10 protein-coding genes are annotated in these 12,317 nt (G+C 64.2%); 9 read left to right on the plus strand and 1 reads right to left on the minus strand.

The features are described from left to right. Positions 1-2 precede the first annotated feature (2 nt). Together EPK82_RS00290 and EPK82_RS00295 are read left to right on the plus strand one after the other, a co-directional pair. Positions 3-944 (plus strand): 1-aminocyclopropane-1-carboxylate deaminase/D-cysteine desulfhydrase, encoded by a 942-nt coding sequence (locus tag EPK82_RS00290; RefSeq protein ID WP_134675449.1) that lies wholly within the window; start codon positions 3-5, stop codon positions 942-944. 22 nt (positions 945-966) lie between these two features. Then, the gene (locus EPK82_RS00295; protein ID WP_037056255.1) at positions 967-2,076 is read left to right on the plus strand and encodes a cyclic nucleotide-binding domain-containing protein; all 1,110 of its coding nucleotides are present in this window, start codon (positions 967-969) and stop codon (positions 2,074-2,076) included. A 28-nt stretch (positions 2,077-2,104) separates the two neighbouring features. On the opposite strand, the gene EPK82_RS00300 is transcribed toward EPK82_RS00295, so the two are convergent. Beyond that, a complete protein-coding gene (locus EPK82_RS00300) occupies positions 2,105-3,034 on the minus strand; it encodes a DUF1853 family protein (RefSeq protein ID WP_134675450.1) in 930 nt (309 codons plus the stop codon). 85 nt (positions 3,035-3,119) lie between these two features. Here EPK82_RS00300 and EPK82_RS00305 point away from each other — a divergent pair, with 85 nt between their 5' ends. From EPK82_RS00305 to EPK82_RS00335, 7 genes are all read left to right on the plus strand, one after another. Further along, positions 3,120-4,007 carry an NAD(+) kinase gene (locus EPK82_RS00305; protein WP_037056253.1) on the plus strand — a complete coding sequence of 296 codons (888 nt, stop codon included), beginning with the start codon at positions 3,120-3,122 and terminating at the stop codon, positions 4,005-4,007. Next, a complete protein-coding gene (locus EPK82_RS00310; protein ID WP_037056252.1) occupies positions 4,008-4,982 on the plus strand; it encodes a metallophosphoesterase in 975 nt (324 codons plus the stop codon). After that, the gene (locus tag EPK82_RS00315) at positions 4,979-5,836 is read left to right on the plus strand and encodes a rhomboid family intramembrane serine protease (protein ID WP_037056251.1); all 858 of its coding nucleotides are present in this window, start codon (positions 4,979-4,981) and stop codon (positions 5,834-5,836) included. The genes EPK82_RS00310 and EPK82_RS00315 overlap by 4 nt, the downstream gene beginning before the upstream one ends. Positions 5,837-5,924: 88 nt before the next feature. Further along, positions 5,925-6,188 (plus strand): YeaC family protein, encoded by a 264-nt coding sequence (locus tag EPK82_RS00320; RefSeq protein ID WP_037056249.1) that lies wholly within the window; start codon positions 5,925-5,927, stop codon positions 6,186-6,188. Next, positions 6,188-7,033, plus strand: coding sequence for a DUF2797 domain-containing protein (locus EPK82_RS00325; RefSeq protein WP_134675451.1), 846 nt, complete (start codon positions 6,188-6,190; stop codon positions 7,031-7,033). Before EPK82_RS00320 ends, EPK82_RS00325 begins: the two co-directional genes overlap by 1 nt. 60 nt (positions 7,034-7,093) lie before the next feature. After that, entirely contained in the window at positions 7,094-9,751 is a 2,658-nt protein-coding gene (pepN, locus tag EPK82_RS00330; RefSeq protein ID WP_134675452.1) for an aminopeptidase N, read from the plus strand. 482 nt (positions 9,752-10,233) lie between these two features. Next, positions 10,234-12,267 carry a DUF1302 domain-containing protein gene (locus EPK82_RS00335; RefSeq protein WP_134675453.1) on the plus strand — a complete coding sequence of 678 codons (2,034 nt, stop codon included), beginning with the start codon at positions 10,234-10,236 and terminating at the stop codon, positions 12,265-12,267. Positions 12,268-12,317: the final 50 nt, after the last annotated feature.

The following is a 12,317-nucleotide window of genomic DNA, read 5'->3' on the forward strand; positions in this document are numbered from 1 at the left end:
CCTTGGCGATACGCGTTCCCGACTGGCGCCCACAGGCGCCCCTGCAACGCATTCATCTCGACTGGCTCGATGCCGCTGGCGTCGAGCTGGCCTGCCTGCGGCTGGACCTCATCGACCCGCTGCTGTCCGGCAACAAGTGGTTCAAGCTCTCGCCCTACCTGCAGCAGGCCGCCGCTGACGGCGCGCAGGGCCTGATCAGCCTGGGTGGCGCCCATTCCAACCACCTGCATGCCTTGGCCGCGGCTGGCCAGCGCTTCGGTTTCGCCACGGTCGGCCTGTTACGCGGCGAAGCGCAGCGCACGCCGACGGTGGATGATCTGCAGGCGCTGGGCATGCAGTTGCACTGGCTGGGTTATGGCGGCTATCGCGCACGCCACCAGGCCGATTTCTGGCAACCGTGGCTGGCGCGCTACCCGGGGTTCCAGGCGGTTGGCGAGGGCGGCCTGGGGCTGCCGGGCGCCGAAGGTTGCCGCGGCCTGGTGGCGATGGCGCAAGCGCAGCTGGCGGATCTCGATTGGCCGGACTTCGATGCCTGGTGGCTGGCCGCCGGGACCGGTACCACGCTGGCGGGCCTGCTGCTCGGTGATAGCCGCCGCTCCGTGTTCGGCGCATTGGCGGTACCTGCCAGCCATGGCGTGGCTGCCCAGGTCGCCGCGTTGCTGGGGCAGGCGGGCGTCAGTGGCGCGCGCCAGCAGTTCATCGATGCCGCGCGCGGCGGCTTTGCGCGTTTCGATCAGGCGTTGCGTCAGTTCATTCTGGAGACCGAGCAGGCCGCCGGCCTGCCGCTGGATCCGCTGTATACCGGCAAGGCGCTGATGGCCTTGCGTGATTTTTGCGCGAACGGGCAACTTGTGCGCGGCACGCGGCTGATCTTCATTCATACTGGCGGCCTGCAGGGGCGCCGAGCCCTGATGGGCACGAACACCGACTACACTCAGGGCTGACCAGCGGAGCCTGGATTACTTCATGAGCGAACCCCTTACTCCCGAGCAACTGCGCAGCCTGACGCCCCTCAATGTGCTGTCCGAGCAGCAGTGGCGCGAGTTGCGCAGCCAGCTGGTGCCTCAGCCACTGCTGGCCGGCCAGCCGTTGTTTCGCCTGGGCGACCAGGCGCGGCTGACCTGCTACCTGCTGGCGGGTGAGCTGCAGCTGCAGGATGCCGAGGGGCATGTCCAGTCCGTGAGCGCCGGCAGCGAGGTCAGCTGTCATCCCCTGTCACCCAGTCTGCCGCGTCTGCACGAGGCCCGGGCGCTGACGGATGCCAGTGTGCTGATGATCGACAGCGCCACGCTGGACCGTCTGCTGACCTGGCGTCTGGCCTACCAGGATCTGCTGCTGGCCTTGCAGCAGCGCGGGGCCGATATCGAGTGGCTGGAGCGCCTGCTGGAGAACCCGTTGTTCGCCAAGGTGCCGCCGGCCAACGTGCAGAGCATGCTTGCCCGTCTGCAACGGGTCGAGTTTGAGGCGGGTAGCCAGGTGCTGCAGGAAGGCGCGGCCGGGGACTGCTGCTTCTTCCTGGAAAGCGGCCGTGCCGAAGTGATCCGCAGCGCCGGCAGCGATCGTCAGGTGCTGGCGGAGCTGGACGTCGGTGCCTGCTTCGGCGAGGAAGCGCTGCTGGCCGACCGGCCGCGCAATGCCACGGTGACCATGGTCGAGCGCGGCAGCGTGCTGCGGCTGGATCGCCAGGATTTCTTCGCCCTGCTCAAGGCGCCGGTCGTCGCCGAGGTGTCGCTGGGCGAGGCGTCGCGCCTGCTCAGCCATGGCGCGCAATGGCTGGACGTGCGCCTGCTGGAAGAGTACGAGAAGGCTCATGCGCCGCAGGCCCTGCACATGCCGCTGCAGCTGTTGCGGCTGAAGGCGCGCCTGCTGGACAAGTCGCGCACCTACCTGTGCTACTGCGACAGCGGCAAGCGCAGCAGCAGCGCGGTGTTCCTGCTCTCGCAGCTCGGTTACAGCGTCTACGCCCTGCGTGACGGGCTGGATGCCTTGCCGGCCGTGCAGCGTGGCGCGTTGCTGTGCGAGAGCGGTTCGGGCTATCTGGCGCGTTCCGGTGGGCGTACCGAACGCAGCCGCTGAGCGGAGCTGCTTCCGACGTGCTGCGCCCTCAGGTTGGCCATTGATCGCTGACCAGGAAGAGCCGCTCGACCTCTCGCCAGTCACCGGCCTGATCCTCTTCCAGTCGCACCAGCAGCTGGGAGCGGGAGGACAGGCCCTCCAGCCAGTGCACGAACGTCTCGCGCGACCAGCGTTCCTCGCCGTCAATCAGCGCCGGCGCCAGCCAGGACAGGCGTGGCAGGGGTTGCCAGTGCGCCTGCGCTTGCCGGGCGGAGAATGCTGCCCAGTCACGTTGCCGCAGCCAGTGCCCTCGCCAGTGCGCCGGCAAGGCGCCGCGCGGTGAATCGCAGCCGGTCGGCCAGGGGTAGAACAGGTAGCCGGCGAGCCAGAAGGACGATCGGGTGTCGCTCAGACGCAGCTCGTTGAGGTCGCCACGCGCCTCGCGCCGGGACGACAGCGGCAGTTGATGCTGGGCGAGATGATTCAGTTTCAGGTCGAGCCGGTCGTGGCTGCCGGGGCCGAGCCAGAGGCCGGCATCGTTGCCGTCGCCCGCCAGCGGGCCCAGGTAGAACTTCACCGCCAGCTCCAGATGGTGCTCGCCTTCGGCGTCGCGCAGCAGCAGGTCCAGCTCGCCCAGGGTCTGGCCGTTCTGGCGTATCGGCAGGTTGGCCGCGACCACCTCGACGTCGTCGGCGGCGTGCAGGGCGAATTGCCACAGGCGTTCGTAGTACAGGCCGAGGCGCCTGGCCGGTTTCGCCAGCAGCCAGGCATGCAGCGCATCCGGGGCGCTGTCCAGCCCGCTCAGCCAGTTCTCGAGCAACTCCGGGGTATGGCGCCATGCGCTGGCCTGCAGCGGGTGGCGCTGGGGTTTCGTGGTCTGCCCCAGCAAGGGGGGCGAGAGCAGGGTCCAGGCGAGGTCGCGCACCGCCGGGGTGCGCAGTCTCTGCAGCAGAGCGTGCAGCAAGTCGTGAGCGGTCATGGGCAGAGCATAGCCCCGGTTTGCCGCATACCGCGCCTTTGGCCGATAATCCTCGTTCGTTTCTTATCTGTCTGGCGGGAGTCCCATGGAGCAATTTCGCAATGTCGGCATCATCGGGCGCCTGGGTAGCACGCGGGTGCTGGAGACCGTTCGCCGGCTCAAGCGCTTCCTCATCGACCGCCACCTGCATGTGATCCTCGAGGACACCATCGCCGACCTGCTGCCCGGCCACGGCCTGCAGACCTCGTCGCGCAAGATGCTTGGCGAAGTCTGCGACCTGGTGATCGTCGTCGGCGGCGACGGCAGCATGCTGGGCGCGGCGCGGGCGCTGGCGCGACACAAGGTGCCGGTGCTGGGGATCAACCGCGGCAGCCTGGGCTTTCTCACCGACATCCGCCCCGACGAGCTTGAACTCAAGGTGGCGCAGGTACTCGAAGGGCAATACCTGACTGAAAACCGCTTCCTGCTCGAGGCCGAGGTACGCCGCCAGGGCGAAGCCATCGGCCAGGGCGATGCGCTCAACGATGTGGTGCTGCACCCCGGCAAGTCGACGCGAATGATCGAGTTCGAACTCTTCATCGATGGCCAGTTCGTCTGCAGCCAGAAGGCGGACGGGCTGATCGTCGCCACGCCCACCGGCTCGACCGCCTATGCACTGTCCGCTGGCGGGCCGATCATGCATCCCAAGCTCGACGCCATCGTGGTGGTGCCGATGTACCCGCACACGCTGTCCAGCCGGCCCATCGTGGTGGATGGCAACAGCGAGCTGAAGGTGGTGGTGTCGGCGGACATGACCATCTACCCGCAGGTGTCCTGCGACGGCCAGAACCACTTCACCTGTGCCCCGGGCGACACCCTGCACGTGGCCAAGAAGGCGCAGAAGCTGCGCCTGATCCATCCGCTGGATCACAACTACTACGAGGTCTGCCGGACCAAGCTGGGTTGGGGCAGTCGCCTGGGAGGACAGGACTGAATGTCCCTCGACCCTCATCGTGGCTATGACCTGATCGGTGATATCCACGGTTGTGCGCGTACCCTCGAACGTCTGCTCGAACGCCTGGGCTACAGCCGCCAGGATGGCGTATGGCGGCATCCTCTGCGCATGGCGATCTTCCTGGGTGACCTGGTCGATCGCGGCCCCGGCATTCGTGAGGTCCTGCACCTGGTGCATGACATGGTGCGTGCCGGCCAGGCCCTGTGCATCATGGGCAACCACGAATTCAACGCGCTGGGCTGGAGCACCCCGGCACCGCCTGGCAGTGGTCGCCAGTACGTGCGCGAACACAGCCCGCGGCACCAGCGGCTGATGCGCGAGACCCTGGCGCAGTTCGAGGGGCATCCGCAGGAGTGGCGCGAGTTCCTGCGCTGGTTCTACGAGATGCCGCTGTTCATCGATGCCGGGCGCTTCCGTGTCGTGCACGCCTGCTGGGATGCCGAGCTGATCACGCCGCTCAAGGCGCAGTTTCCCGACGGCTGCATCGACGAGCATTTCCTCCAGGCCGCTGCCGTGCCTGGCAGCTTCGCCAACATGGCGCTCGACCGCCTGCTGCGGGGTACCGACATGCGCCTGCCGCACGGTCTGACGCTGACCAGTGGCGACGGTTTCACGCGCTCCTACTTCCGCACCAAGTTCTGGGAAGAGAATCCGCAGACCTACGGCGATATCGTCTTCCAGCCCGATGCCCTGCCCGAGCTGGCGGCACAGACGCCGCTGACCGAGCTGCAGAAGGACGAGCTGCTCAGGTACGGCGCGCATGAGCCGTTGCTGTTCGTCGGTCACTACTGGCGGCGTGGCAAACCGGCACCGATCCGCGCCAACCTGGCCTGCCTGGACTACAGCGCGGTGGTCGGCGGGCGCCTGGTCGCCTATCGCCTCGATCAGGAAACGCGGCTGGATGCGGGCAAGTTCGTCTGGGTCGATGTCGACCCGCAGGAGGCTCCTCGATGACCGCCGTAGCTGTACTGCGCTTGCCGCTGGATAACGACCTGAGTGGTTTCGTGGCCTTGTTGCAGCGCCTGCGAGTGCCGCATCGGGTCGCGGAGGAGGGCGGCGAGCAGGTGCTCTGGGTGCCCGGCGAAGCGCTGGCCGAGCAGGTGCGCGAGCTCTATGCGCGCTACCCGCAGGGGGATGGCGGCGAGTCGGCGCCGGCCTTGCCGCCTGTGCAGGAAGGTTTTTTCAGCCAGTTGCGGCGCAGTCCGGTGACGGCGCTGATGCTGCTGGTGACCTTCATCGTCTTCGCCGTGACCCTGGCGGGCGAGAACTATGCGGCCATTTCCTGGCTGAGCTTCGTCGATTTTCGTCTCGACGGCGACAACATCTACCTCAACTACCTGGATGCGACCCTGGAGAGCGGTCAGTGGTGGCGCCTGATCACGCCGATGCTGATCCATTTCGGCTGGCTGCACCTGGCGATGAACAGCCTGTGGTACTGGGAGCTGGGCCGGCGCATCGAGTTTCGCCAGGGCGCCATCGGCCTGTTCGGCCTGACTCTGCTGTTCGGCCTGGCCTCCAACTTCGCGCAGTACGCGTGGGCCGGCCCGTCACTGTTCGGCGGCCTGTCCGGCGTGCTCTACGGCCTGCTCGGGCATTGCTGGATCTACCAGCGCCTGGCGCCGAACGCGGCGTATCGTCTGCCGCCAGGCGTGCTGGTGATGATGCTGGTGTGGCTGCTGATCTGCATGACCGGCATCTTCGAGCTGCTGCAATTCGGCGCCATTGCCAACGCCGCGCATGTCGGTGGCCTGCTGACCGGCTGCCTGACCGGGCTGCTTGGCGGTATGCTGGCCAGACGAAGCGCCTGATTCGATTTTCGACCTGTAGGGCGGGTGCAATCCGCCAGAACAGTATTTTGGCGGTTTTCACCCGCCCTACGATTCATTGGAGAGCTCTATGTCGTCCTTCCTCGAAGCCATCGACAACATCACCCCGGAAATCTACGAGAGCCTCAAGCTGGCCGTGGAGATCGGCAAGTGGCCGGACGGCCGCAAGCTGACCCAGGAGCAGAAGGAACTCAGCCTGCAGGCGATGATCGCCTGGGAAATGAACAACCTGCCGGAAGAAGAGCGCACCGGCTACATGGGCCCGCAGGAGTGCAAGTCCAAGTCCGAGCCGGTCCCCAACCTGCTGTTCAAGTCGTCGGATACCTTGCACTGATGACCGAGTTAGGACGTGGCTCGCTGAGCAAGATGAAGGCGCACCTCGACGCGCCGGTGCAATACGCCTTTCGCCTCGGCGACGAGGAGGTGCCGGTCAATCCGCTGGTGGGCAAGCACCTGCGCCTGGAGTACCTCGGCGCCATCCACTGCACGCATTGCGGGCGCAAGACCAAGACCAGTTTCAGCCAGGGTTACTGCTACCCCTGCATGCAGAAGCTGGCGCAGTGCGACATCTGCATCATGAGCCCGGAGAAGTGCCACTACGACGCCGGCACCTGCCGCGAGCCGAGTTGGGGCGAGCAGTTCTGCATGACCGACCATGTCGTCTACCTGGCGAACTCCAGCGGGGTGAAGGTCGGCATTACCCGTGCCAGCCAGGTTCCGACGCGCTGGATCGACCAGGGGGCGACCCAGGCGCTGCCGATCCTGCGTGTGGCCACTCGGCAGCAGTCGGGCTTCGTCGAGGACCTGCTGCGCAGCCAGGTGGCGGACAAGACCAACTGGCGCGCGTTGCTCAAGGGCGACGCCGTACCGGTCGACCTGCTGGCGATTCGCGAGCAACTGTTCGACAGCTATGGCGCAGGTATCGCCGATCTGCAGCAACGCTTCGGCCTGCAGGCCATCCAGCCGCTCACAGCCGCCGAGGTACTGGACATTCGCTATCCCATCGAGGCCTACCCGGCCAAGATCACCAGCTTCAACCTGGACAAGCAGCCCCTGGCCGAAGGTACCCTGCTCGGCATCAAGGGCCAGTACCTGATGTTCGACACCGGCGTGATCAATATCCGCAAGTACACCGCCTACCAACTAGCCATAAGCTGCACGCCACAAGCTGCAAGCTGACGACAACCCCACTTGCAGCTTGCGGCTTGAAGCTCGCAGCTGCCTCGAAGAGGCTTCGCCATGCGCACCGAACAATCCAAGACGATCTACCTCAAGGACTATCAGGTACCGGATTACCTGATCGACGAGACGCACCTGACCTTCGAGTTGTTCGAGGATCACAGCCTGGTGCATGCGCAGCTGATCATGCGCCGCAACCCCGAGGCCGGTGCCGGCCTGCCGCCGCTGGTGCTCGATGGCCAGCAGCTGGAGCTGCTCGAGCTGAAACTGGATGATCGCGAGCTGGGCGAGGGTGACTACAGCCTGACCGCCAGCCACCTGACCCTGCAGCCGACCCAGGAACGCTTCGTGGTCGACAGCAGCGTGCGCATTCACCCGGAGAGCAACACCGCGCTGGAAGGCCTGTACAAGTCCGGCACGATGTTCTGCACCCAGTGCGAGGCCGAGGGTTTCCGCAAGATCACCTTCTACCTCGATCGTCCTGACGTGATGAGCAAGTTCACCACCACGGTCAGCGCCGAGCAGCATGCCTACCCGGTGCTGCTGTCCAACGGCAACCCGGTGGCGAGCGGCAGCGAAGAGGGCGGTCGCCACTGGGCGACCTGGGAAGACCCGTTCAAGAAACCGGCCTACCTGTTCGCCCTGGTCGCCGGCGACCTGTGGTGCGTCGAGGACAGCTTCACCACCATGAGCAGTCGCGAGGTGGCGCTGCGCATCTATGTCGAACCGGAGAACATCGACAAGGTGCAGCACGCCATGGACAGCCTCAAGCGCTCGATGAAGTGGGACGAGGAGGTCTACGGCCGCGAGTACGACCTGGACATCTTCATGATCGTCGCGGTCAACGATTTCAACATGGGCGCCATGGAGAACAAGGGCCTCAACATCTTCAACTCCAGCTGCGTGCTGGCCAAGGCCGAGACCGCCACCGATGCCGCGCACCAGCGCGTCGAGGCGGTGGTGGCGCACGAGTACTTCCACAACTGGTCGGGCAACCGCGTGACCTGCCGCGACTGGTTCCAGCTGTCGCTCAAGGAAGGCTTTACCGTGTTCCGCGACAGCGAGTTCTCTGCCGACACCCACTCGCGCACGGTCAAGCGCATCGAGGACGTGGCCTACCTGCGCACCCACCAGTTCGCTGAGGATGCCGGTCCCATGGCTCACCCAGTGCGCCCGGATGCGTACATGGAGATCTCCAACTTCTACACCCTGACCATCTACGAGAAGGGTTCGGAAGTTCTGCGCATGATCCACACCCTGCTTGGCCCCGAGCTGTTCCGCAAGGGCTCGGACCTGTACTTCGAACGCCATGATGGCCAGGCGGTGACCTGCGACGACTTCGTCAAGGCCATGGAGGATGCCAGTGGCATCGACCTGACCCAGTTCAAGCGCTGGTACACCCAGGCCGGTACGCCGCGCCTGCAGGTCAGCGAGGCCTATGATGCGTCCGCGCAGACCTACAGCCTGACCTTCCGCCAGAGCTGCCCGCCCACTCCGGGGCAGAGCGAGAAGCTGCCGTTCGTGATTCCGCTTGCGCTCGGCCTGCTCGACGCCCAGGGCAACGAGCTGCCGCTGCGTCTGCAGGGCGAGGTCACCGCCAGCGGTACTGGCCGCGTGCTGTCGATCACCGAAGCCGAGCAGACCTTCACCTTCGAGGGCATCGCCGAACAGCCACTGCCGTCGCTGCTGCGTGGTTTCAGTGCGCCGGTCAAGCTCAGCTTCCCCTACAGCCGCGACCAGCTGATGTTCCTCATGCAGCACGACAGCGACGGTTTCAATCGCTGGGAAGCCGGCCAGCAGTTGTCCGTGCAGGTGCTGCAGGAGTTGATCGGCCAGTACCAGCGCGGCGAAGAGCTGGCGCTCGATCAGCGCCTGGTGGAGGCGCTGCGTACATTACTGCTGGACGAGTCGCTGGATCAGGCGATGGTCGCCGAGATGCTCTCGCTGCCTGGCGAGGCCTATCTCACCGAGATCAGTGACGTGGCCGATGTCGAGGCCATTCACGAGGCGCGCGAGTTCGCCCGCCTGCAGCTGGCCGATGCCCTGTACGCGCCGCTGCTGGCGCGCTACCAGGCCAACCGCGACGTCTCCAGGGCGACGCCCTACGTGGCCGAGGCGGCGCATTTTGCCCGGCGCAGCCTGCAGAACATCGCCCTGTCTTACCTGATGCTCAGCCAGCAGGCCGAGGTGCTGGCCGCCTGTGTCGAGCAGTTCGAGAACGCCGACAACATGACCGAGCGCCTGGCGGCGCTGGCGGTGCTGGTCAACTCGCCGTTCGAGGCCGAGCGCAGCAAGGCCCTGGCGATGTTCGCCGACTTCTTCAAGGACGACGCACTGGTCATGGACCAGTGGTTCAGCGTGCAGGCCGGCAGCCCGCTGCCTGGTGGCCTGGAGCGCGTGCATGCGCTGATGCAGCACGAGGCCTTTACCCTGAAGAACCCGAACAAGGTGCGCGCCCTGATCGGTGCCTTCGCCAACCAGAACCTGATCAACTTTCACCAGGCCGATGGCTCGGGCTATCGCTTTCTCGCCGATCAGGTGATCACCCTCAACGCGCTCAACCCTCAGATCGCCTCGCGCCTGCTGGCGCCGCTGACCCGCTGGCGCAAGTACGCGCCTGCACGTCAGGCGCAGATGAAGGCCGAGCTGGAGCGCATCCTGGCCAGCGGTGAGCTGTCCAGCGACGTTTACGAAGTGGTGAGCAAAAGCCTGGCCTAAGGCGGGTTGGCTTCAATAAAAGTGTTACCAGTCGATGGCTGGTAACACTTTTTTGTTACCCGTAGAAATATCCAGGTGCCGTGTTATTCGTGCGCACACTAAAGTTAGGGCTGCATGGCTCTTGACATCGGCTTGTCGCTCGTTGCCGAAAACCTCGTGTCCCCAGGGCTCGAGTGGCATAAAGCGTCGGATCGTAGGACAAAGCGCGCCAATTTCACGCTGAATAGCTGACGCACTGGTCAGTGGCTGATCAGTCACGAAAAGAAACTGCGCGAAGGCGCTGGCAAGCGGCTCTGCGCTGATACACCCGTTTGAATTGGCACCATGGTTGCAGTGTCGAGCAGGATTCGACCGTGCGCAGCTGCGCAAAGGTCCCTGGAATACGCTGCACGAATAAAAAACAAGCCGTCGTCAGTACGGCATAACGCATCCCGCCAAATGGGATCGCCCAAAAGAATGATCTGTCCACGGAGTGAGTCTCGATGGAAATTAAGTCCCGCAAGCCCGTTCTACGTTTTGCCCCGGCCAAGGCCGGCTTTGCGTTCGCTGGCGTCCTGCCTTTGCTGGTAGCCGCTCAGGCTCAGGCGGTGGAGTTCAGCTTCGCCGACAACGAGATCACCGGTTCCATCGATACCACCGTCTCCTACGGCCAACTGTGGCGTGTCCAGGGGCAGGACAAGACCAACGACGACATCAACACCAACGACGGTAATCGCAGTTTCGATACTGGCCTGGTGTCCGAAGTGTTCAAGATCACCTCGGACCTCGAGGCGTCCTACCAGAATTACGGCGTATTCATCCGTGGTACCGCGTTCTATGACACGCAGATCATGGACAAGCGCAACGACTACTACGACGCCAACTCCCCGGTCCAGCCGAGCCAGACCAATCCGCACGACAACACCTTCACTCGTGAGACCCGCCACAAGGCTGGTCGCGATGCGCAGATTCTCGACGCCTACGTTTACGGGAACTGGGATGTGGGTGACATGCCGGTTTCCGGCCGTTTCGGTAAGCAGGTGTTCAACTGGGGCGAAGGCCTGTTCTATCGCGGTGGCATCAACACCACCAACCCGGTCGATGCCGCCAAGTTCCGTCTGCCTGGCTCCGAAGTGAAGGAAGTGCTGGTGCCTGTCGAGGCACTGAGCTTCAACCTGGGGCTGACCGACAACCTGTCGATGGAGGCCTTCTATCAGTGGAACTGGAAAGAAACCGCTATCGACCCGGTCGGCACCTATTTCTCCGAAACCGACCTGTTTGCGGATGGTGGTAACACCGCTTACTCGACCCAGACCGCTCTTGTGCCTCTGGCCGGGCTCTATTCCGGCTTGAGTGCCGCAGGAGTCGGTGGTTTGCAGGGCGGCCGCACCGTTGATGCCAACGGCAATATCAAGGTGGCGAGCATTGGTCCTGATATCAATGCCAAGAACGATGGCCAGTTTGGCGTCGCTTTCCGCTATATCGCTGAAGAGCTGAACTCCACTGAGTTCGGTTTCTACTTCGTCAACTATCACGCTAAAGAGCCGACCATTTACGCGGATCTCGGTGCATACACCGGGCTCGACCTCACAGCACTTGGCGCTCAGACACAAGCAGCATTGACCCCGCAGGTGCAGCAGGCCGTTGCCGCTCAAGCAGGTGTATCACTTGCCACGCTGCAGGCAGTAGTCGCTAACCCCGCTCTCAATCCTGCTTTGGCCACGGCGTATTCGAATGCGCTGACCAGTGCGGTGACGAGTGCTACTGGTGGTCTGGCTACGATTGACGTAGCCAACCAGGTCAACGCTCGCCGCGAGTACGCCGAGGACATTCGCATGTATGGCCTCAGCTTCAACACCACGGTCGGTAATGCTTCGGTGTTCGGTGAGTTGGCGTACCGTCCCAACCTGCCGATCGGCATCGCTGCTACCAACGACCTGCTCGGTGACCTGCTGACGCAAGCGCCTCAGCTTGCAGGCGGTAGCGTGGTTAACATCGGTGGTCAGCAGGTTCAGCTGGGTGACCAGATCCACAACTCTACTCGTGTCGAGGCATTCAACACCTCGCTGGGCACCATCTACAACTTCGGTCCGACTCTCGGCTTCGACTCGCTGTTCGGTGTGGCCGAGCTGGCTTCCGAGCACCTGCGTGGCGACAGCCTGCAGTACAACTCCCGCAATGGCACGCGTTATTACGCTGGCCGCGGTAACGGCTCCTACATCTCCGGCTACGATCGCGACGATCAGGTCAACAAGAACGCCTACGGCTACACCCTGGTGCTCTCCGGTACCTGGAACGACGTCTACGCGGGCGTGAACCTGTCGCCGTTCGCCGTGTTCAAGCATGACTTCGAAGGCAACTCGCACCAGACCGGCAACTTCATCGAAGGTCGCAAGGCGTACACCGTCGGCATGCGCGCCAGCTACCTCAACAGCCTGGAAGCCGAGATCCAGTACACCGAGTTCTATGGCGCAGGCCAGAACAACGGTTCGCGTGATCGCGACAACATCGGTCTGAACGTCAAGTACTCCTTCTAATACCTATAACCAGAAAAACGCCGGGCGCTTGTGGGCGCCCGGCCAGACTC

Source organism: Ectopseudomonas khazarica, assembly GCF_004521985.1.
Classification (GTDB): domain Bacteria; phylum Pseudomonadota; class Gammaproteobacteria; order Pseudomonadales; family Pseudomonadaceae; genus Aquipseudomonas; species Aquipseudomonas khazarica.